At 72.0% G+C, this 20689-nt stretch carries 16 protein-coding genes and 1 tRNA gene; 8 read left to right on the top strand and 9 right to left on the bottom strand.

The features are described 5' to 3' along the window. Positions 1-2 precede the first annotated feature (2 nt). The gene (locus WME97_RS32885) at positions 3-914 is read right to left on the bottom strand and encodes a hypothetical protein (protein ID WP_437543342.1); all 912 of its coding nucleotides are present in this window, start codon (positions 912-914) and stop codon (positions 3-5) included. Between the two features lie 165 nt (positions 915-1079). Here WME97_RS32885 and WME97_RS32880 point away from each other — a divergent pair, with 165 nt between their 5' ends. Further along, complete coding sequence (locus WME97_RS32880; protein ID WP_437543340.1) at positions 1080-1745, top strand: hypothetical protein; 666 nt, start codon at positions 1080-1082, stop codon at positions 1743-1745. A gap of 17 nt (positions 1746-1762) precedes the next feature. Here WME97_RS32880 and WME97_RS32875 read toward each other — a convergent pair whose 3' ends face one another. Further along, positions 1763-2197, bottom strand: coding sequence for a YqaA family protein (locus tag WME97_RS32875; protein ID WP_437294033.1), 435 nt, complete (start codon positions 2195-2197; stop codon positions 1763-1765). A gap of 155 nt (positions 2198-2352) precedes the next feature. Beyond that, complete coding sequence (locus WME97_RS32870; RefSeq protein WP_437543336.1) at positions 2353-2856, bottom strand: response regulator; 504 nt, start codon at positions 2854-2856, stop codon at positions 2353-2355. A 363-nt stretch (positions 2857-3219) separates the two neighbouring features. On the opposite strand from WME97_RS32870, the gene WME97_RS32865 reads away from it, so the two are divergent. After that, a complete protein-coding gene (locus WME97_RS32865; RefSeq protein ID WP_437543333.1) occupies positions 3220-3501 on the top strand; it encodes a hypothetical protein in 282 nt (93 codons plus the stop codon). Between the two features lie 84 nt (positions 3502-3585). Here WME97_RS32865 and WME97_RS32860 read toward each other — a convergent pair whose 3' ends face one another. The 3 genes from WME97_RS32860 to WME97_RS32850 form a co-directional block, all read right to left on the bottom strand. Then, entirely contained in the window at positions 3586-4968 is a 1383-nt protein-coding gene (locus tag WME97_RS32860; RefSeq protein WP_437543331.1) for a hypothetical protein, read from the bottom strand. A 508-nt stretch (positions 4969-5476) separates the two neighbouring features. Beyond that, a tRNA-His gene (locus WME97_RS32855) sits at positions 5477-5552 on the bottom strand. Between the two features lie 240 nt (positions 5553-5792). Further along, positions 5793-6887, bottom strand: a complete 1095-nt coding sequence (locus WME97_RS32850) for a histone deacetylase family protein (RefSeq protein ID WP_437543329.1) — start codon at positions 6885-6887, stop codon at positions 5793-5795. An 81-nt stretch (positions 6888-6968) separates the two neighbouring features. Between WME97_RS32850 and WME97_RS32845 the strand changes: the two genes are divergently transcribed. Further along, positions 6969-8417: an MXAN_5187 C-terminal domain-containing protein gene (locus WME97_RS32845; protein WP_437543327.1), complete on the top strand. Its 1449-nt coding sequence runs from the start codon at positions 6969-6971 to the stop codon at positions 8415-8417. An 87-nt stretch (positions 8418-8504) separates the two neighbouring features. Here WME97_RS32845 and WME97_RS32840 read toward each other — a convergent pair whose 3' ends face one another. After that, positions 8505-9623, bottom strand: coding sequence for a hypothetical protein (locus WME97_RS32840; protein WP_437543325.1), 1119 nt, complete (start codon positions 9621-9623; stop codon positions 8505-8507). 89 nt (positions 9624-9712) lie between these two features. Between WME97_RS32840 and WME97_RS32835 the strand changes: the two genes are divergently transcribed. The 4 genes from WME97_RS32835 to WME97_RS32820 all read left to right on the top strand — a co-directional run bounded on the left by WME97_RS32835 (position 9713) and on the right by WME97_RS32820 (position 15523). Continuing rightward, on the top strand, positions 9713-10717 hold the full coding sequence (locus WME97_RS32835) for a hypothetical protein (protein WP_437543323.1): 1005 nt from the start codon (positions 9713-9715) through the stop codon (positions 10715-10717). Between the two features lie 121 nt (positions 10718-10838). Continuing rightward, entirely contained in the window at positions 10839-13169 is a 2331-nt protein-coding gene (locus WME97_RS32830) for a transglycosylase SLT domain-containing protein (protein ID WP_437543321.1), read from the top strand. A gap of 121 nt (positions 13170-13290) precedes the next feature. Beyond that, positions 13291-14607 carry a hypothetical protein gene (locus tag WME97_RS32825; RefSeq protein ID WP_437543318.1) on the top strand — a complete coding sequence of 439 codons (1317 nt, stop codon included), beginning with the start codon at positions 13291-13293 and terminating at the stop codon, positions 14605-14607. Positions 14608-14818: 211 nt separating this feature from the next. Beyond that, positions 14819-15523, top strand: coding sequence for a DUF4230 domain-containing protein (locus tag WME97_RS32820; RefSeq protein ID WP_437543316.1), 705 nt, complete (start codon positions 14819-14821; stop codon positions 15521-15523). Positions 15524-15550: 27 nt separating this feature from the next. Here the strand turns inward: WME97_RS32820 and WME97_RS32815 are convergent, their stop codons facing one another. Next, positions 15551-15886, bottom strand: coding sequence for a hypothetical protein (locus tag WME97_RS32815; protein WP_437543315.1), 336 nt, complete (start codon positions 15884-15886; stop codon positions 15551-15553). 2310 nt (positions 15887-18196) lie between these two features. Here WME97_RS32815 and WME97_RS32810 point away from each other — a divergent pair. Then, entirely contained in the window at positions 18197-19222 is a 1026-nt protein-coding gene (locus tag WME97_RS32810; protein WP_437543314.1) for a hypothetical protein, read from the top strand. A gap of 332 nt (positions 19223-19554) precedes the next feature. Here the strand turns inward: WME97_RS32810 and WME97_RS32805 are convergent, their stop codons facing one another. After that, entirely contained in the window at positions 19555-20646 is a 1092-nt protein-coding gene (locus tag WME97_RS32805; protein ID WP_437543312.1) for a peroxiredoxin-like family protein, read from the bottom strand. Positions 20647-20689: the final 43 nt, after the last annotated feature.

The raw sequence follows: 20689 nt of genomic DNA, 5'->3' as shown, positions 1-20689 counted from the left end.
TCTCACGCGTCCGCGCGCTGCGCGGCGACCAGCTCGTCGCACGCGCGAAGCCACGTCTGCGCCTCCTCTGCGCCGGCGCCGCCGCGCAGGGCGAGCGGCCACCGCGCGTCGCGCCAGCGCGCCGCAAACTCGGCCCAGCGCGCCGGTGCCTCGCGGCGCCCGGCCAGGGCGGCGACCCTGTCATCGATGCTCTGGAACGGAAACACCGGCTTGCCGAGCCCGAATCGCGCCTGCACCCAGTGGACAACGCCGATGCGGAGCCCGTACCGGCAGCGGCGGCGCTCCTCGTCGACGCCCACCACCGGCGATCTCCAGTCGAGGTGAATGTCGTCGAGCTCCGGCGGCCGCGGTTCGTGCTTGCCGACGCAGAGGTGAACCGCCTCCTGATCCGGCCGGTGCACCTCGCGCCAGCTGTCCGCGTCGAGCGGCTCGCCGCCCCGGAAGAGCTCCGTCATGCTCGCCGCGAGCGAGCCGAGCAGCGCTCTCCGCTGGTGCTCGATCCCCCCGAGGATCGTGTCGCGCGCCACGCGGCGGCCGCCCGCTCCCGCGAAGTGGCGGTCGAGGCGCTCGCGCATGGCCGCCGGCTCCACGTAGACCACTTTGAATCCGGCGCTCCCGCCGCACCAGACGTTGCGCAGATACCTGATCTGCATCCACAGGCCGAGCGTCGGGTCGATGCCGCGGATACGTTCGAAGATGCGCACAACGACGTTGACGCACGTCGGCCCGAACCGCGTGAGCGCCTCGCCGAGGTCGCGCGGCTCGGGGGCGCCCCAGAACGCGTTGTCCAGGTTGAGCTCCGCCCCGGGGCAGCGCGCGAGCCGGTCGGCGAGGCTCCTCTCCAGCGCCTCGCGCAGCGGGCCCGCGAGACCATCCAGGTGCGGGCCGGCCCCGGCGTCGAGTGAACCGGTCATGCGGACATCCTATCACGCCTGCCCGCGCGGCTCCGAGCGCGGCCACGGCCGCCTGTGGGATGACGGCGCACCTGCACGGGAGGAGGGCGGCGGCCAACTTTTCTCCGCAATCTGCGGCAACTCACTGCGTTCAGCGCGAACGTGATAGAAGTCGTGGGCACCGGCATGGATCCCAAGATCTTGGAGATGCTCTTCATCGCCGTCAGCAACGGCGTCGCCCTCTTCATCGGCGCTTACCTGGCGCGGAGATCGGCGGATCTCAGCGCAGAGCGGCGGGCCGAGCACGAGGAGAAGGCGGAGCTCCAGAGACAGCGGCGAGAAGCGCTCTTGGAGCGACTGGCGCTCCAGCGGCGCGCGCTCGACGACTACGCGCGGATGATCGTGCGGTGGTCGTCGGTGCCCCCGTCCGGAGCGCCGCGGACGAAGGAGGAGGACCTCGCGGCGGACCAGGAGTCCATCGCGATGTACGCGCAGATGGCCAACGCGTACGGGAGTCGCCAGTTCGCCGAGCAGGCCGCCGCGACGCTGCACGCCGTGCGCGCCGGCCGGGGCAACGTCCAGGTGTTCCCGTTCGCCGTGCAGATCGCCTCCGCCTGCTACCAGGAGATGATCCGGGCGATCTCCGAGCTCGAGAAGGAGATCGGCCTGCCGGCGCCGCGGTCGCCCGCGCGGCCGTTCCTCCCGGACGAGGAGCTCGCGAAGGAGGCGACTCGGCTGTTCTCCAGGAACGTCGTGGAGCAGCGTTCCGGGATCGATCTCGGCATGGTCGACCAGATCCTGGAGCGCGTCAGGGTGAACCCGTCGCCCGAGGAGACGGACAGCCCCAGGTAGCGCTCACGCCGCCGGCTTCACTGGCTCCATCCCGCCCGGATGAGCGCGTAGAAGAGGAGGAGCCGGGGCACCCGGAACAGCACCATGGTCAAGAAGTAGCGCAGCGGGATCCGGTACAGCCCGGACAGGTAGCAGAGCATCGAGAAGGGGATCGGCGAGATGCTCCCGATCGCGATCGCCCAGTATCCGTAACGCTCGAAGAGCCGGTCTATCCTGGGTCGCGTCCGCTCGATGCGCGCCGCGAAGAGGCGGATCCGCGCGAGGCGGCCGGCGAGGCGGTAACCCGTGCAGCCGCCGACGAGCGAGGCGGTCGAGATGGCGATCAGGGGCGCGACCTGCGAGCCACCCGAGGTGATCGCGGTCAGCATGTAGAACTGCGGCGGGATCGGGAACGAGAACGCGTCGGCGAGGAAGGTGCCGACGAACATCCCGGCGAGGCCGAAGCGGTCCACGAACCCGCGGCCGAGCGCGTCGAGCTGCTCGCGGGCGAGGTGCGCCGCGAGCGCGATCCCCGCGAAGAGCGCGGACAGGCTGAGCGCCAGCTGGACGAGCGTGCGCCACAGATCTCGCCGATCGCCGCGCGGGCGCGGCTCGCCCTGCGGAGGCGTCAGACCGCCTCCAGCCGGCGGCGCTGCAGCCGCTCGATGATCCGCCTGCTGCGGAGGGTGCTTTGAAATATCCGCGTCGCCTTCTCGAGGGCGTCGAGGAGCTTTTGCTCCGCGCCGTGCTTGTCGACATAGGCGAAGGGCCGGTGCGCGTTGATGACCTCGAACGAGTCCTTCTCGTCGTGATGAGCCGAATAGAAGATCACGGGCACTTCCGGCTGCACCTTGCGGATCTGGTCGCAGACCCAGAATCCCTCCAGCCCTGACATCCGCACATCGACGATCACCGCGCACGTGTCCTCGGTGAAGGCGGCGACCCCGTCCACGGCCGAGGAGCACACGACGAGGCGATATCGCTTCGAGAGGAGGGCGCCGAGCGGCTGCCAGATGCTCCTGTCCCCGTCGACCAGGAGCACGAGAGGGAGCCGCGTGGACTCGGGCTTCTCGTGATCCGGTCGCTCGGCTGGATCGGCTTCGAGCAGGGTGTCGGATTCCTTGGAGGGCATTCGTCGTCGATCGTGGAGGGCGCGTCAGGACGCGCGATGACGCAATGTACCACGCCCGGCGCATCGAGCCAGCGCCGGGGCGGCAGCGGGAACGGAGATGACGCCGGCGCGGGGCCGAGGTCTTCGCGTCATCTCCGTCATCTCCGTTCCCGCGGCCGCCGCGCGGTGGGCGGCGGCCGGAGATTCGTCTATGCTCTGCGCGGAGGCGTGGCCTCGTGGTGAGGCGCGCTGGCCTTCTGCAAAGCGCTGCTACCGTGCCGGGTCGCGCGCTCGCCTTCTTCTCGTGCGCTGACGCGGGCTGCCGGTCGGCAGCGGGTCGCTCGCCGGGGAGAGTCTCCGTTCCACAACCGAGGTGAGCTGCCCATGAAGAACGCAGAACTCCGATCGATCCCGCTCGTCATCGCCGCCGTTGTCGGCCTCTTCGCCGCGGGGGCCGCGGGGTGCAAAGACGAAGAGATCCTGAACGCATGCAGTGAGCTCTGCAAGCACCGCATCCTCTGCGCGGAGGAGAACGACGCTCCGCCGCCGAGCAAGACCAGCTGCGAGACCGCGTGCCTCGGCCTCGAGGGGAATGACCTCGTGGAGCGAACCGAGGAGTGCGTGAACGAGGCGTCCTGTGATTACGTCGCGTGCGCGGACCCTTGAGCTGCGTCCAAGCCCGCGCGCGGGAGGCGGGGGCGCCTCGCCTCCCGCGCGCGATGAGGGGCGGCGCGATGAGGGGTGGCGCGATCAGGGCTCCGCGTCGCACTCGGGCGCGTCGCGGAGCGGGCCCGAGGCGCGCGGTCCGTCGAAGCGCAGGAGCTCGAGATCGACGAGCTCGAGGCGCTTGAGCGTCAGATCCAGCGGGCCGACGGACACGCCTGCCACCGCCTCGGCGTAAGCCCGCACGCCGCCGTCGACCCGCGCGTCGTACGAGCAGTAGGGCGGCGCGGTCTCCGCCGTGACGCGCGCGTACGCCTGGATTCCGACGTTCGGGCCGACGATGCCGTACAGGCGCGCCCGGAGCTCCGCGCCGGCGCTCACCTTGCCGGACGCCGTGATCGGGCCGGGCGCGCCGATGAAGGCCGAGCCCGAGGCCGAGCCGGAGGGCTCCCAGATCGTGCTCCACGTGCCGTTCCTGTAGTCGACCCCGGCCTCGATCTCGGCGGTCGCCTGCGCCATGGCCTCCACCTCGGCGGCCGTGAAGGACAGCCCCAGATCCGCCTTCGCCCTCGGCACGACGTCCGTCGTGACGACGACGGGGACGGGGCCCACCCAGAAGGTCAGCGTCGGCAGCGGCAGGCTCGGGACGCCCCCGGCGAGCTCCAGGAGATCGACCGAGCAGCTCCCCGTGACCGTGCCGGTGCCCTGGAGCCTGGCGCTCACGTCGAGCTGGCCCGACGCGACGAGGCGGAGCTGCTTCAGCTCCGGCACCGGGTTGAGCTTGCCCCTCGGGCCGATGTGGACCTCGAGATCGAGCGCCGGCGAGAGCTCGGCCGTGACGTCGAGCGCCGCCGTCCCGTGCGCGGTGACCCCGCACGACGCCGGGAGCGAGGCCGAGGAGAGATCGAGGAGCTTCATGGAGGCGCCGGACGAGATCTTCAGGGCCTCCGCCGCGCTCGCGATCTGCTCGCCGTCCTCCGCGCCGAGCTCGCGGATGCGCGCGGCGTGATCGTCGATGGCGCGCGCGTACTCGCGCGCGTCGTAGTGGACGTGGAAATGGCCCTCGGTGATGAACTCCGTCAGAGGAGCGGGCGTCGTCGCGAGCGCCACCCGCGTCGCGTCGATCGCGCGTACGCTCACGACGCGGGCGAGGTAGCCGCCTCCCTGCGTGCCGCCGAGCACGTCGCCCGCGGCGAAGGGCGTCATGCTGCCGTCATGGGTGATGACGAGCTCGTGGTCCCCGAGCGCCGCGGCGACGAACCCCGGCTCCTTCTCGGGCACACGAGCGCGCTCCGAGAGCGTGAGCGGGCGGACGACATCGACGGCGCCGGGGGACGGCAACTCGGTAGGATCCGCGGCGTCGCTCGAATCCACGGCGCACGCCGCGAGCTGAGGTGCGCTGATCGCGATGAAAGCAGCGGAGATGAGGCGCGCCGTCGACGCGCGTCTCCCGGGGAGAGTGGTCTTCATGCGCGCGGACGCTACGCGGGGTTTGTGGCGAGTCGGTTACAAAAATGAGACTTGCTGTCTCCGGGAGAATGGGTAACGGCTCACTGCGATGGATGGATATCCATGAATCGATAGCTCCGAGGTGCGAAGGGCGCTTATCGAAGCGAGCGATTCGCGACGCCGCGCGAGCTCGTCCATGGCTTGGTGTGCGGGCGCGCTCGTCCCTGCTCCTCACCGCCTTGCCTCGCCGCGCGCCCCCGGGCAGGCTTCGCCCATGGGCTAGCCGACCCCATCCAGCGGACGCTGGAGGTGTACGTGCTCGGCGCGGATCGCCGCCGGGGGCCCGCGGTCGTCCACCGCGACGCCGCCCGCGTCCGGGTCGAGCCCTTCGACGCCATCGAAATCGAGCTCGCCGCGCTCTGGGCAAGGTAGCCGGCAGCCCTCGCCAGCGGACCCAAGCCCCCCGGCTTCGTCCACCCGTCCAGCCCTCGGGTCGCCGCTTTCGCCAACGATTTCGGGCTGTTCTACCTGGGGTGAGTAACGGGATTCGAACCCGCGACAACTGGAGCCACAATCCAGTGCTCTACCAACTGAGCTATACCCACCGTTCTTCGCGGCCCGTTGGGCTGCGAAGGCCTGGCAGAATACTCAGCTCCGCGCAGAGTGCAATCAGGGAAACGCACCGCGTGTCGCTCTTCGATCCCCGCCCCGGCTTCCCGCGCTTCCCGCGCTTCCCGCCCTGATCCCCCCTCTAAGGAGGCGCCGGCCTCCTCCAGGCAGAGGACCCGGCGGGCCCGTTCACGCCTCGGCCCCGGTTTCCCGGCGCGCGCCGCCGGTCGCCTCGCTCAGAGCGTCGTCCACCGGCGCAGCGCGGCCCGGCGCGCCCGGTCCAGGTCCGCGCGGTGGCGGGTCGAGATCGGCGCGCGCTGCGCGGGCGGCGGCACCGACGCTCCAGCCGGGTCGTCTGCTGCCTCGCAGCCGGATGCCGCGAGCAGCGCGGCCGTGAGCGAGCCCTCGAGCGCGGTCAGGTCGTAGCCGCCCTCCAGGAAGATGGCGAGCCGCCCCCCCGCCTTCGCGGTCGCCATCGCCGCGAGCCGGCGGCCCATCGCCGCGTACGCGGCGCGCGACAGCTTCATCGCCGCCATCGGATCGCGCTCGTGCGCGTCGAACCCCGCCGAGACCAGGATCAGCTCGGGCGCATACTCGTCGAGCACCGGAAGGAGGAGCTCGTCGAACGCAGCCTCGTAGACCGCGTCCGTCGCGCCGTCGGACAGCGGCACGTTCACGGTGTAACCCGCGCCGTCGCCTCCGCCGAGCTCGCTGGCGGCGCCGGTGCCGGGATAGAATGGCCACTGGTGCAGCGAGCAGAACAGCACCCGCGGATCGTCCCAGAAGATGTCCTGCGTGCCGTTGCCGTGGTGTACGTCGAAGTCGACAACCGCGACCCGCGAGAGCCCGCTGCTCAGCGCCGCCCGCGCCGCCACGGCGACGTTGTTCAGGAGACAGAAGCCCATGCCGGCGTCGCGCGTGGCGTGGTGGCCGGGCGGGCGGAGCAGCGCGACCCCGAGCCGGCCGGGTCCCGCGAGCACCGCGTCGACCAGCGCCACCGCGGCGCCCGCGCCGCGCCTCGCCGCCTCGACCGAGCGCGGGACCACGTACGTGTCGGGGTCGAGCGCCGCATAGTGGCCGCTGAGCCGGCCGAGCGACTCCAGGTACCGCGGGGCGTGCACCCGGGCGAGCTCTTCCTCGGTGGCGTCGCGCGACGCCACGTGCTCCAGCGAGAGGCCGGCCGCGGCGCAGCGCTCGATGGCGCGGCGGGCGGCTTCGAGGCGCTCGGGGCGCTCAGGGTGCGCGCCTCGCGAGCGATGTTGCTCGAACAGCGCGTCGTCGACGACGTAGAGGCGCGGGGCTTCGGAGTGCGGCTGATTCAAGTGCACCATGAGCTGGGTGGAGAGTTGTAGCAGCGCCGCAGCGGATGGTAGCTTGCCCTGAGCCCCGGAAAGAAGGAGTGGAGACGCAGGATGCGCGGAAAGATCATCGCAGTCTTCGCCGTGATTGTCCTCATGGTCGGAGGGCTTTTTTACGCCCTCACGCGCGCCTCCCTCGCGGAGATGGGGCGCCCCGGCGAGGCGCCGCGCGCGCTCGCGGCCGCCATGGCGCAGCTCCAGGTGGACGGCCTCGTGCTGGAGCGGTGGCTCGACTCCCACGCGAGCGACCCGAAGCTGCGCGAGCCGTTCAACGCCGGCACCGCCCCGGCCCGCGCCGAGGCGGCCACCAGCGCCGCCAACGCCATCCGGGAGGCGGTCGTCGCCTCGCCCGAGCTGGCCAGGACCCCGCCCTCCCTCGTGGTCCTGGTGGACACCAAGGGCGTGGTGCTCGGGCGGAACGCCTCCGCGCTCATGCGCGGAGACAACCTCGGCGCCGTCTACCCGTCGCTGAAGCTCGCCATCGAGCAGGGGGTGACCGGCTCGGACGTGTGGGTCAGCCGGGCGCGCAACGAGCAGCTGCTCGCGTCCTACGCGCCCATCCGCAGCGACGCCGGGCAGATCATCGGCGCCGTCGCGGTGGGCACCGCGCTGAACGACGAGCGGCTGACCAACGCGAGCGAGCGCACGAGCGGGCGCGTGCTCGTCGTCGCGATGCAGTCGGGCGACGGCCTCGACGTGGTGGCGAAATCGCGCGACGCTTCCCCGCAGCTGGTCGCGGCGCTCACGGCGTCGCCGGCGAAGGACGGCGCCCTGAAGGCGCTGCGCTCCGGCCAGACGGTCGACATCGGCGGGCTGTCCGGCGAGTACAGCGCCGTCGGGCACGCGCTCGACGGCTACGGCGACGGGCGGCGCGCGGTGCTGCTCAGCATCGCGCAGCTCCGGACGCCGGGGCTCGCGAGCGCGCTGCTCTGGCCGCTCCTCGGCGTCACCGCGCTCGGGCTCGTGCTCGTCGTGATCGCCGCGTATTTCCTGGACGCGTACATCTCGCAGCCGGTCTCCGAGATCGAGGACGGCCTGCTCGCGATCATGAACGGCCGGACCGACCTCCGGTTCCAGATCGAGCACGCCGAGCTCGGCGGGCTCGTGTTCCGCCTGAACTCGCTCCTGAACCAGCTGCTCGGGGTGCAGGAGGACGAGACCGACGCCGAGGGGCGCCCGTCGCGCGCGCCGACCTCGGCGTCCTTCCGGGACGCCCTCGAGGTCGACGAGCGGATGGCCGCGCTGTCCGCGGGCGAGATCCCGGCCGACGCGAAGGCGCTCCTCGAGGAGCCGGAGGACGCCTACTACGCGCGCATCTTCGCCGAGTACATCGCCGCGAAGAAGTCGCTCGGCGATCCGGTGGACCACATCACCCGCGACGCGTTCGTCGCCCGCCTCAAGGCGAGCGAGCAGGAGCTCGGGCGGAAGCACGGAAAGCCCATGCGCTACAAGATCGAGGTCCGCGGCAAGGAGGTCGTGCTCCTCGCCGTGCCGCTCGCCTGACGCGCGCGGCGCAGGAGCCCGGGAGCGAGGGGAGGCGCCGCGCCGCCCGCCGCTCGGCGGCACGCCGCGCGCGCCGCGCCGCGTGTTTCAGTGCAGCACGGCGTCCGGGCCCTCGTACAGCTCGACGCGCCCCGACGAGGGCTCGCGGCGGAGCGCGATCACGTCGGAGAGCTCGCAGCCGAGCGCGATCGCCGGCGATGAGGTCGTGACGATCCACTGCACGTTGGGCAGCGCGGCGCGCAGGCGCGCGGCGAGCGATCGCTGGCGGTGCACCGGCTGCTGCGCCTCGATGTCGTCGATCAGCACGACGCCCTCGGCGAGGCGAGGATCGCCGCTCGGGTGCGCGGACGCGAGCGCGCGCAGCGCGAGCGCGCCGAACGCGACGGTGTGCCGCGCGCTCCGCCCGAGATCGTCGAAGTCGACGCGCTGGCCGTCCGCGCGCTCGAAGATCGGCTCGAGCCGGAGCGGATCGACGCCGGCGTACGTCACGCCGTGGCCGTCGAGCAGCGCCTCGAGCACCTCCTTGAGCGCGCGATCGAGCGCGCCGAGCCGCTCTGCCTGGGCGCCCGGCCGGGCGTCCGGCTGCACGTCGGAGAGCACCTCCGGCCGGCTCTTCCGACCGTCGCGCGCGAGCGCCGCCGCGATCGGGACGAACGAGAGCACCTGCTTCGTCTCGCGGGTGAGGTCGGTGCGCGTCGCGTCGTCGAAGCTCGCGGCCGCGCGCACGTCGTAGCGGAGGATGCTGCGATCGGGCGTCGTCAGCACGATCGCGCTCCGGGAGAACCAGCGCGCCCCCGAGAGCGCGACCAGGACGAAGCCCCCCTCGGCCGCGCGCCGCTCGAACAGCGACTGCTCTCTCCGCCGCAAGATCGCCGCGTCCTCGGGCTCGTCGAGGCGCGCGTTCGGGCTCGTGACCCGCAGCGGGTGCGCGCGCGCCGGGTCGTCCGTGCCGAGCATCCAGTCGGCGACGACGAGCGGCTGCGAGCCGTCGTCTCCGCGCGGCCTCGGCTGCGCGATCGCGTACCCGGGCCGGGTGGACGCGATCGCCGACAGGATCGAGGTCTTGCCCACGCCGTCGCCGCCGAAGAGGACCACGAGCCGGCGCGGCGCGCCGGCGGCGTCCTCGAGCGAGAGCGAGAGGTCCTCGAACGGGCCGAGATGGACGAGGCGGACGCGGGAGAGCAGCACCGCCCGCGAAGCTACCACCGCGCAGCGTCCGTGGAACGCCGCCATTGGCGTGGTCGCGCGGGCGCCCCCGCGCACCCGGTGGCGCGTGGTGGCGCGGCGGCCTAGATTTGTCGTCCGGGGTCGTCACCGTGCTGCGCAAGCTGCCTCCGCCGGATTTCCGCTACGTGTGGCTCCACCCGGAGCCCGGCTCGACCGGCGCGCTCGCCGCGGCCGGGACCGCGGGGCTCGCGGGCGCCTCCGCGGCCGTCTGGAGCGCCGGGAGCCACGCGCTCTCGCTGGGGCTCATCGCGATGGGGAGCGCGCTCGGCCTGCTCGCGCTGGTCCGCGCCGATCACCGCCCCCCGATCCAGCGCGGCGCGCGCGAGGTGACGATGGCCGTCGTGCCCTGGGGGATCGTCGTCGACCCGGACACGGAGCCGCGGGTGCTGCGGTGGCCCGCCGTCAAGCAGGTGAACGTGGACGTGTCGCACACGATGCGCGGCGGGACGCCGGCCATCGTGTCGAGCCTCGTGACGGTGCACACCGAGCGCGAGGTGCTGGCGGGCCGCGCCGCGGGCGCGGTGGACCTGGAGCGGCTCCTCGCCAACCTCGAGGGGTATGCGCAAGAGGCGTCGCGGCCCGTCGCCGCCGACATCGAGGGGCTGGCGGTGCTCGGCGACGGCGTGACCGAGCCGATCGCCGCGGCGCTGCTGCAAGCGGCGGACGGCATCTGCGCGACGAGCCGCGGCGACGCGCAGCTCGCGCTGCCGGTGGGCGGCTACCGCACGGCGGCGGCGCGCGCGGCGGCCCCCGAGACGATCGCGGCGCTGCGCTCGGCGCTGTCGTGGAGCTACGACTGCCCCGCCGATCCGCGGCCGCTGGCGGCGATCCTCGCGGGCGCGTTCGGGGCGGTGGAGCTCGTACCCGAGCTCCTGGGGCTCGCGAGCTCGCCGCACCCGGTGGTCGCCGCGTTCGGCAAGGCCGCCGCGCTCCGTCTGGGTGCGCCGCCGAACCGCGCTGGGTCGCTCGACGAGGTCGCGGCCTTCCTGTTCGAGGAGGACGTGGAGATCGGGAAGCGGTGGATCGCGTCGGGCCCGACACTTTGTTTGCGACCTCGGGCCCAGGCTTGCTAGCTAAAGGGGTCGGCAGCGCGTGCGCTGCGGTTCGAGCGGCCTGCGCGCGGAGGCCGTCGTTCCGCGGCGCTACGTCCTCATGGCGCGCTGCCGGCGGGTCGTCCAACGCGCCGGGTCGGCTATGAAACGGGCTCCGTCGCCACCGAAGCCGTCTTCAACGGGAGCGCGCAGCCGGCTGGCCGTCGCGGGGGTCCTCGGCCTCTCGCTCGCCGCGTGCGCGGAGCACCACGCGGCCGGGCCGCCCCCGTCGCAGAGCACCGCGCGCGCCGCGCCGTCCGCGGCGCCGCCCGCGGGTCTCGCCCTCGTGCCGCCCGCGGGTCTCGCCCTCGCGCTGCCTGCGCCGCCCATGGTGGACGGCGCCTGGGTCAAGTCGGTGCGGCTCGAGCGCTGGGCCGAGGCGGCGGAGCGGCTCGACGCCCTGCCCATGGAGCAGCGCGCGCTGCCCTCGATGAAGTATGCGCGGGCGCGCGTCGCGTTCGAGCTCGGGGATCATGGCAAGGCGGTGGAGCTGCTGCATGGCCTGGAGCAGGGGCTGCCGCTCCTCTCGCGCGAGGTGGCGCGCTACCGGGCGGAGGCGGCGTTCGTGGCGGGGCCGTTCCTCGAGGCGGCGGCGTACTTCGAGCGCTCGGGCAGCGCGACAGGCCTCGCGCGCGCCGCGCTCGCCACCATGAAGGGCGGTGATCTCAAGCAGGCTCGCGCGCTCGCCGATCGGGCCGTGGCCGCGGCGCAGCGCGCGCGCAGGTCGCGCGACGAGGCCGCGGCGCGGATGGCGCGGGCGCGCGTCCAGCTCGGCGTGCGCGACGCCGCCGAGCGCCCGGGGGAGAAGGCCGCCGCGGCGGCGCTCGCGCAGGCCGACCTCCGGTGGATCGTGAAGAGCGCGCCGTCGTCGCCCGACGGGCGCGAGGCCGCGGCGCTCCTCGCCGCCTTGCCGGGGCAGCTCTCGCAGGAGGAGCGGCTCCAGAAGGTCGACGCCATGGTCGCCGGGGGCAGCGCGGCGGAGGCGATCGCCGAGCTCGACAAGATGTCGGGCGTGCCGGCGTCGGAGCTCCACCACCGCAGGGCCACGGCGCTCTACCAGGCGCGCGACTACGAGGCCGCGGCCGCGGCGTTCCTCAAGGTCGCCGCCGCGCCGTCGGCGCGCCAGGCCGAGCAGCTGCACCTCGCTGCGCGCTCGCTCTCGCGGCTCCGGCGCGAGGCGGAGGCGATCGAGCGGCACCTCGCCGTCGCGCGCAGGTTCCGGAAGACCCGCTGGGGTGAGCTCTCGAGCCTGCTCGCCGCGCGGCTCCTCATGCAGGTCGGGCGCTACGCGGAGGCCGTCACGCAGTACGGCCGGTTCATCGACGCCTACCCGCGGAGCGATCGGCGCGACGACGCTGTCTACGAGCGGGCGCTCGCGACGCTGTCGACGGGCGGCGCCGCGCGCGTGCGGCGGCCGCTGGAGCAGCTCGCGCGCGACGCGAAGCCGGCCGACGCGGCGCGGCTGCGCGAGCTCGCCGGGCTCGCGGCGCTGCGCGGCGGCGACCGCGACGGCGCGGTGCGGCTCTGGACGCAGGTGATGCGGGAGCAGCCGCTCTCGTGGGGCGCGCTGCTCTCGCGCTCGCGCCTCGCGGCGGTGGGCGCGCCCACGCCGCCGCTGCTCATCCCGGCGTCTCTCGGGGACGCCCGTGCGGTGGAGGTGAAGCTGCCGCCGGCCGCGGCGCTGCTCGCGTCGATGGGGCTCGACGGCGACGCGGAGAGCTACCTCGCCGAGAACGAGCGAGAGGCGACCGCGGCCTATGCGGGGCAGGAGAGCGAGGCGCTCTGCCGGATGTACGGCATGCTCTCGCCCGCGAAGCGCCGCTACCGCGTGGGCACGCAGGCGGTCTCCGCCGCGGCGCTCCAGCGCGCGCCCTCGCAGGCCGATCGCTGGACGTGGGAGTGCGTCTATCCGGAGCCGTACGCCGGCGAGGTGCGCGCGCTCGAGGCGCAGCACGGGCTGCCGAGGGGCCTCGTTCACGCGCTGATGCGCCAGGAGAGCGCGTTCGATCCTGTCGTGGTGAGCCCCGCGAGCGCGGTCGGGCTGATGCAGCTCATGCCGTCGACAGCCCAGAAGGCTGCGAGCGAGCTCTCGCTCGGCTTCGACCTCGGGCAGCTCAAGAGCGCGCCGCTCAACCTGCGCCTCGGCGGCTTCTACATCGGCAAGCTGCTCCGGACATTCGAGGGCAGCCTGCCGCTCGCGACGGCGGCGTACAACGCCGGTCCGAAGGCCGTGTCGCACTGGCTCGGTGGGGGCATCGACCGGGACACCGACGTGTGGGTGGCGCGGATCCCGTACGACGAGACGCGCACCTATGTGGGCCGCGTCCTCTCGAACCTGGCGCGGTATCAGTGGCTGGCCGGCGGGGACGCGGCCGTGGAGATGCTCCCGCTCACGCTCCCCGCGGACGCGCGCGCGCCGGCGGACGCGTACTGAGCGCCGTCGCCGGGACGGCAGCGTAAGAGTTCCTCTTACGTTGAAATTGCGCTGTGCGCTTGAACTGGCAGGCGGGTGCCTTCACCGTGATGGGGTGGCAGGGACCGCTGGAAGCGACGGCGTGTTCAAGCGGTGTGGGGTCCTCATCCAGCCCTACGCCGACGCTCGATCCATCGGCCGGCTGCTCTCGTCGGCGCTGGCGTGGCTCCTCGTCGTCTTCTCGGTCGCGTCGCTCGTGGAGCCGATCGCGGGCCCGCTCGTGGCGGCCGTCATGGTGCCTTTCGCGCTGCTCGGATCGTTGCTCGCGCTGCTCTGCCTGGCGTGCCTGCTCTACACGCCGATCGCCTGGCTCTGGGCGGCGGTGGGCTCGTCCGGCGCGGCGGTCGTCCGGGTGAGCAACGCGCTGTGGATCGAGCGCCCCGGCGATCGGCGCGCGTTCCCGCTCCTCTCGCTCACGCGCGCGCGGCTCTCGAGCTCCGGCGGCGAGGTCGCCTTGAAGACCGACGACGGCGATGTCATCCGGGTGCGCGTCGACGATCCGGTCGACGCGGAGCGGCTGCTCGGGGTGATCGCCGCCGGGCGAGCGCGGGGCACGTGGAGCGCGCGGCTCTACGACGACGCGCCGTCGCTGCCGCGGCGCCGCCTGTTCGTCGGGGTCGCGGCGCTCATGTCGCTGCTCTGCTGGTCGGTGCTCGATTTCGACGTGGCGCTCTCGCTCGGCGTCGTCACGGGCGCCTCGGCGTGGGTGCTGGCGGCGCTGCTCAGGGAGGGCTCTGCGCGCCGCGTGCTGGTGGCGGGCAGCGACGGGCTCTCGCTCCGGGACGACGCCGGCGAGCGCTTCATCTCCTTCGCCAGCATCGAGCGGGTCGAGGAGACGGCGCTCGGGGTCGAGCTCGCGCTCGCCGGGGGCGAGGAGCTCTCGCTGACCCTCGTGCCGCCGCAGCTGCTGCGTGATCCCAGCGAGACGGGGCTCAGCATGGTGCTCGCCGAGCGGCGCCGCGAGCACCTGCTCGCGCTGCTGCGGGAGCGGAGCGGGCAAGGCGCCCACGACGCGGGGCGCGCGGTGGCGCTCCTCGGGCGCCGCGGCCTGCCTGCGCCCGCCTGGCGGGCGGCGCTGCGCCGCCTCGTGGGCGAGGCCGGCGCCGACTACCGGACGGCGAAGCTCACGCGGGAGCAGGCGTTCACGGTGCTCGAGGACGGCGGCGCGCCGGCCGAGCTCCGCATCGGGGCCGCGCTGGCGCTCGCCGGCTCGCGCGACGGCCAGACCGAGGAGCGGCTGCGGATCGCGGCCGAGGGCTGCGCGAACCGAGACGTGCGGCTCGCGCTGGAGCATGCGGCCGAGGGCGACGTCGACGACTGGATGCTCGAGCAGGCGCTCTCGTCCTCGGGGGCGGAGCAGGCGGCGGCGCCGCCGCGGTCTGCGGCGCGCGCGGCGTGAGGCGGGTCGCGGCGTTATAGCGCCCGCGCTGTGCGGGAGGGCGCGGTGGGCGGGCTGGGCTGGCGGGCGGGCTGGTCAATTCTTCTCGCCCTCGGGCCTTCCAGTTCTGGGTACTCTCTGTGGAGGACGCGCGGCTCCTCGGGTCGGCGTCGAGCCGAGCTGCCGCGGGCGCCTGCTGCGCGCCCGTGGTCCTCCAAGGTAGACCCCTCCGATGGAAGGCCCGCTCCAGGACCCCTACGCTTCGGCCGCAGTTCACGCGCCGCGCCCCCGCGCGCAGGCAGGCCGCGCCGCGCGGATCGCGCTGCTCGTCGTGGCGCTCTTCGCGTCGGTCGGGTTCGGCGCGCTCGTGGTGGCGCCGCGCCTCGGCGGTCCCGCGCCCGCGCCCTCGAGCGTCGTGGTCGCGCGGCCGTCTCCTGCGCTCGTCATCGCGATCCGCGACCTGTCGCGGCTCGAGACCACAGAGGTGCACGTCGAGAAGGTCGTGGATCTGGCCGACCGGCAGAATCGCCTGTTCGGTCTAGTGCAGGCCACCGACGCTCTTCTGCTTGTCGCGGTTGGCCACGTGACGATCGGCGTCGATCTCGCGCGGATCGGGGAGGGCGATATCGCGATGGATCCGGAGACCGGGGTCGCGCGGCTCACGCTGCCCGCGCCCGAGGTCTTCTCGACCCGGCTCGACGAGGACGAGACGTACGTCTACACGCGGTCGACCAGCCTGCTCGCGCGGCGCAACGAGCAGCTCGAGGCGCGGGCCCGGAAGGAGGCGACGGCGGCGATCGAGAAGGCCGCTCTCGAGGGGAACGTGATGGCGCGCGCGAAGGCGCAGGCCGAGCGGCAGATCACGGCGCTCGCGACGCAGCTCGGCGCGAAGCGGGTGGAGATCCGCTGGCGCGAGGTCGGCGGCGGCGGGGGCTGACGCGGGGCGGGCGCACGGCTCGCGCCGTCACGCCGCGGGAGAGCCGTGTGCGCCTGTCGTGGGGCCGTCGAGCGTGGCGGCGCTTCGCGCTCGTGAGGCGAGGAGCAGCTCCCCGAGAGCGCCCCGCGTGATCTCGAGGTGATGAGCAGCCTGCCGGGGTAGGGCGCGTCGACGAACGTCAGGTACGAGCCGCCGATCGTGGACCCCGTGGTCCTGCGATGCGCCGTTCGTGAAGTTGACGAGGACGGCCTTCTCCGCGCTGCCGATGGAGGGCGTCGACGACCAGAAGACGTCGGACGGCGTCGCCGGGAAGGCCTCGAGATCGATCGCCGGCCCGGCCCGCCGATCATCCATTGACATCATGGCATCGACCGCCACGCCCCAGTTGCCGACGCCGCTGCGCGTCTCCTACGGCTGCTGTGCAAGACGCGCAGCGGAGCATTCCGCGCGGCGCTTGAGCAACGTCAGCTACTCTGTCTTCGCCTGGTCATTGCTAGGGACGCGATCGCGCGCGGTTCGAGGAGCTGAGCGCTGTGCGCTCCCAACGCTGCTGCGCGGCGATGGCATCGTCGGCGGCCCGGACGCCCTCAACGAAGAGCTCCGCGTCCGCTGGATTGTTCAGGTCGAGGCCGAACCGAAGCAGCAGCGCGCGGTCGCGCGGTGGCACCATGCGGACGATCTCAGCAGCAGGGCGACGCGTGGACGGCATGGGAGGACAGTAGCAGCCCGGAGCGGGAGCGAGGCGCATTCGCGAACGCGATGGCGTTGCGGCCCTGGACCTGCTCGGCCGAGCACGTCGCTGGAGAAGCGACAGTGTCATGGAGATGGTCGCCGGTTTCCATGGCGAAAGAAGCGCAGCGTTTGAACCGTTGCGTTCATCATGTTCGCCGGGATTGCGAGGGGTGTGATGCCGGATGGGGGATCACACGTCCTCGAAATCAGGCTCAAGCGGCTCCACCCTGAAGCCCTGCGCCTCGATGAGCCGCGCCGACCAGCCCATCGCCACGGGCCGCCGTCGTCGCATCGCTCGACAGCGCCCTGAGCCGCGCCCTCGCCCTCGGGGATGAGGTCGCGGAGCTCGTCCGCGGTCCTCGGCAGAGGATCGGCGGGGGGCGCCGCCGGTTGCGTCGGCAGCGAGCGCATGAAGCGGGCGGGGCCGGAGGGGCCGAGGCGAGGGCTACGGCGTCGATGTCCTCGCGGAACTCGCCGGCGATGGCCCCGACCTCGACCAGGTGGATGGCGAGGGCCCCAAGCGAGCGACGCCCCCTTGCGAGGGGCACCCGGCCTACCGCGTCAGCGACGGCGCCGGAAGCCGAGGACGAGCGCGGCGCCCATGCTGACGAGCACAAGCAAGGCCACGGCGACCCACTCCCACGCTGGTGGACACGCCCAAGGGCCCGGCGAAGTACCAATCGGACTGGGCGCGTCCGCCTGGAGCAACCCCCACCACGCGATCACAGATCGCGGCACCACACCCGGCATCGAGTAGATCGCCAGGGACGGACCGAGGCTGACGGTGGTTGTCTTCGTGGCATACCCAGAGTGACCGCCGTTCGATCGTAGACCCCGATCCCTGCGCCTGGAACGATGCTGAGCATGTTGTGGACTTCGAGCCGGAGGTCCCCCCTCGCTGCGCCAGAGCCATCCGGCGAAGGGGCTCACGGCAAGCCTGGGTTCGGTCCCGATCTGGATCCCGCCCACGCTCACGCCCCCGTTGAACTCGAATGCCTGGGCCGGTGCCGGAACAACGACGAGCGCACCGACGTAGAGCAAGCCGATCTTGCCGAGTAAGCGCCTGGACATGGTGGAAGCTCTGGCCGAGTCGCGACAGGCGATATGAGAGCGCGCACGATCTTTCTGGGCATGACGTGTGCGTCAAAGAGAAATTCGGCGAGCAGATCCCCATGCTCTGGGGTCGACGCGTCCCGGACTGCCGCACCGCCGCGGCGAAGGGCCATGCAGCGCTCGCGCCCGCGCTCCTCGTCGCAGCCGTCGTCGACCTCCACACCCCGCCGTGGGGGCTGCGCCGCGCTCACGCTCGAGACCTCCCGCCCCGGGCGTCACAACGCGTCGAGCAGGCTCAAAGCTGAAGGCCGCGCCGAAGTGCGCCTCGACCTCCGATGGTCCACGCCGAGCTCGGCCGCGCCGATGTGCAACCCGCTGCGCTCAGCTCGAGCTCGGCTTCGGACCGGGGCGAGGTTGACAAGCCGTAGCAGCAGGGACGCAATCCATGCCCTGAATCACAGTTGACGCCGCCCCTCCACACGCATCTGGAAAAACTTGGAGGGGGAGCATGCGCCACAGGCTGAAATTGAAGGCGATCCCTGTTCTTATTCCTCTCGGTCTCACGGTGTGGGCATGCAACTACGACGTCGGCGAGTGCTATCTTAGGGGGACGGAAGGCACAGGGGCCGGAGAACCATACCCACCGGGGTCAGCAGCTACGGGGGACTGGTTCGGGAACGGTGGCGACGTGGGGAGCGGTGCCACTGAAGAGATGGCTGGTTGCACTCCAGATAGGTCATGCACAGACATGTACGTCGACTGCCAAGACAAAGGCTATCCATGCAACCGCATCATCGATGGCGGCAAATCTCTTTGCGCAATCTGTCGGCGCGATTGTCAGCTCAAAAAGCGATACGCGTACGACGAGTGCTATCGATGTGGTTTTGAATGAACGCGACGATCCAGAAGTCTATTCGGGACGCAACGCATGTTGCCTTCGATACGCCGACAACAGAGCGCCTGTCGCGACTCGGTGCGGCCAATGCCGTGCGTGCATCCGACTGCCTTATTGTCGGACCGAGTCGAATGGATGCCATGGAGCATGCCCGGGCGCGTGAGGCATGGTGGTCTTCGTCCGAACAGTGGGATCGGCTCTATTCATCGGATATCCGCTGGGATCTGCCCGTTATCCTGTGGGTGTCATCGAGTCTCCACGAGCGAGTTAACCTCTGGAGGTCCTGTAGCTGGTTGCGTCACCTAGGAATCGCGCGTCACGATGTCTTTATCGTCGATTTTGATCCAGTACACCGCTCAAGGATCCCCGAGGAACCGCTGCCTCCGTTCGACTGCTCCGCATCGGTGTCTGATCATCCCGACGAGGTTCTTCTGGAGCGCCTCGACAAGGCGCGTCCCTGGCCAAGGGAACGCTACGATCGTGCCGTCCGCCTCTGGGAGTGGTACGTCAATACGAATCCATTGCCTTTCGTTGAAAGGTGCACACGTGGCGTCAAAGGGTTCCCAGAGCTCGCTCCCTTGTGGGCGCTTCTCTCTTCCTTCTTTCCAAGAAGGAGCACGAGAGGGGCCATACGCCTCAGTCGATTCGACGAGCTCATCTTGGCTCTTCTGTCGACGGCGTGGCAGACTCCGTTGGCCGTGTGCGGCCAGAAGTCGCAATTAGGTGCCGAGTTGTGGGAGTTTCTCGACTGCACGGGCGATCTGTTCCTACCACGCCGGCTGGAGCAATGGGCAGATCACGATTCGAGTGCGGTTGTGGAGCGGGCGACGGGACCGAAGCCGGCTGATGGCTACCCGATGCTATCGCTGGTCTATCGGCTCACCGATCGTGGCATGAAGCTCCGAGAAGGACTCGATCGGCTCGCGGATGCACCAAGCCTGCCGATTGCCGGGACCGAGGCGTATTCGACGTCATCTCCATGGGTGGTGCTCGATGATGGACGGCTAGCTCGGTTGTGATGGCCAGTCTGCACCGTCCGCTGACAACGGAACGCCCCTCAGGTTGAGTGTTCGTCAACCAAGTGGTCAGCTAGGGGGCCGAGCGGCGAGGCCGACGAGACGCTTCGCCGAAGCCGAATAGCCGCGGTCACGTCCGGGGGGGACGGCGCCGGCGAGGCCAGGTTCGAGGCGAAGCGGCGGGGACCGCTCGTGGCGGAGTTCGACGGGTTCAATGTGCAAGCTGCGGTACGGATCGAGAACTGGGACGATGAGGGCGAGAGCGGCTCGTCTTCCTGGCCATGACTTCGAGCAGACCGTCGAGGTTGTCGTTGACCGAGCCCTCGGGTGCTCCATCACGGCGCGCACACCTCGGCGGCCGCGCGCACGCTCGACACCGCAGGCGCACGCGTCAGCGCGAGGACCTCGTCGACCGACCACTGATCGCCCGCGTGCTCGCCGTACTTGCTCGCGAGCACGCAGCCGTCGGGCGCGACGAGGAAGTCGGCCGGGAGCGCGAAGCGACCGCCGGTCGGGATCAGCGCGGGCGGCCGCTCGCGCCCGCGCAGGATCGCGATCGCGCTCCGCACCACCGAGCGGACGATGGTGGGCCACACGCGCGGATCGAGCACCGAGAGGAGCGACGGCTCGGCGCCGAGCTCCGCGTACAGCCGCTTCTCGGGATCGGGCACCACCGCGAAGGGGAGCCCGCCGGCGTGGAGCCGGAGCTCGTCGGCGCTCGAGTGGAACACGACCACCTCGCGGATCCCGGCCGCTGCGATCTCGTCGTGACGGACGGTGATCGAGCGGAGGTGGAGGTTGCACACCGGACAGCCCGCGAAGCGACGGAGCTGGAGGTGCACGATCCGCGTGGGATCGGGGATGCGGATCCGCTCGCCGTGGACGCCCACGAGCTCGCGCGCGCCGAGCACGGCCCCGGGCGCGAGCCTCGTGACACGGCGGCGCAGGTCGCCGATCAGGCCGAGGGCCGCGATCGCGGTGATCACGGCGGGGACGATCTGCCCGACGCCGGTGATCTCGAAGAAGGCATCGCTGGGGAGCTCGTAGGTGGGCGGCGGGAACATCCGGAGGAGCAGGTCGCGATGCGCGCCCGCGAAGAAGAGGACGTTCTTCGCGAGGTGGTTGTATGCGCCCTCGAAGAGCCCGATCGACGTCACCGGGAACGCGAGGGCGAGCGCCGCGAGCGAGCCCCCGGAGATGCGGCCGGCGCGCGTGCCCGGGCTCCGCCGGTACCCCGCGTACGCCACCGCGACGGGGACGCAGAGCGCGAGCGCGACGGCGGCGCCGTGGAGGCGCCACGGCGTCGCGTACCGAACGCCGCCGTAGACGTGGTGGATCGCGGTCGCGACGAGCGTCGTGATCGCTCCGATGATGACCGCCCGGGCGCGCGGGCTGGGAGAGGTGGCGTCGACGTTCACGGTGCTCATGAAGAGCACCGTGGCTCGTGCGCACGGCGCAAACCATCGCCGA

The organism is Sorangium sp. So ce367 (genome assembly GCF_051520455.1).
GTDB classification, from domain to species: domain Bacteria; phylum Myxococcota_A; class Polyangia; order Polyangiales; family Polyangiaceae; genus Sorangium; species Sorangium cellulosum_B.
The sequence above is the reverse complement of the archived record's forward strand: the minus strand, read 5'-3'. Positions and strand labels throughout refer to the sequence as shown.

Coding starts and splice junctions, on each gene's coding strand:
- WME97_RS32885 (WP_437543342.1), bottom strand. CDS start 914: ATGACCGGTTCACTCGACGCCGGGGCCGGCCCGCACCTGGATGGTCTC.
- WME97_RS32880 (WP_437543340.1), top strand. CDS start 1,080: ATGGATCCCAAGATCTTGGAGATGCTCTTCATCGCCGTCAGCAACGGC.
- WME97_RS32870 (WP_437543336.1), bottom strand. CDS start 2,856: ATGCCCTCCAAGGAATCCGACACCCTGCTCGAAGCCGATCCAGCCGAG.
- WME97_RS32865 (WP_437543333.1), top strand. CDS start 3,220: ATGAAGAACGCAGAACTCCGATCGATCCCGCTCGTCATCGCCGCCGTT.
- WME97_RS32860 (WP_437543331.1), bottom strand. CDS start 4,968: ATGAAGACCACTCTCCCCGGGAGACGCGCGTCGACGGCGCGCCTCATC.
- WME97_RS32850 (WP_437543329.1), bottom strand. CDS start 6,887: ATGGTGCACTTGAATCAGCCGCACTCCGAAGCCCCGCGCCTCTACGTC.
- WME97_RS32845 (WP_437543327.1), top strand. CDS start 6,969: ATGCGCGGAAAGATCATCGCAGTCTTCGCCGTGATTGTCCTCATGGTC.
- WME97_RS32830 (WP_437543321.1), top strand. CDS start 10,839: ATGAAACGGGCTCCGTCGCCACCGAAGCCGTCTTCAACGGGAGCGCGC.
- WME97_RS32820 (WP_437543316.1), top strand. CDS start 14,819: ATGGAAGGCCCGCTCCAGGACCCCTACGCTTCGGCCGCAGTTCACGCG.
- WME97_RS32815 (WP_437543315.1), bottom strand. CDS start 15,886: ATGATGTCAATGGATGATCGGCGGGCCGGGCCGGCGATCGATCTCGAG.
- WME97_RS32810 (WP_437543314.1), top strand. CDS start 18,197: ATGAACGCGACGATCCAGAAGTCTATTCGGGACGCAACGCATGTTGCC.
- WME97_RS32805 (WP_437543312.1), bottom strand. CDS start 20,646: ATGAGCACCGTGAACGTCGACGCCACCTCTCCCAGCCCGCGCGCCCGG.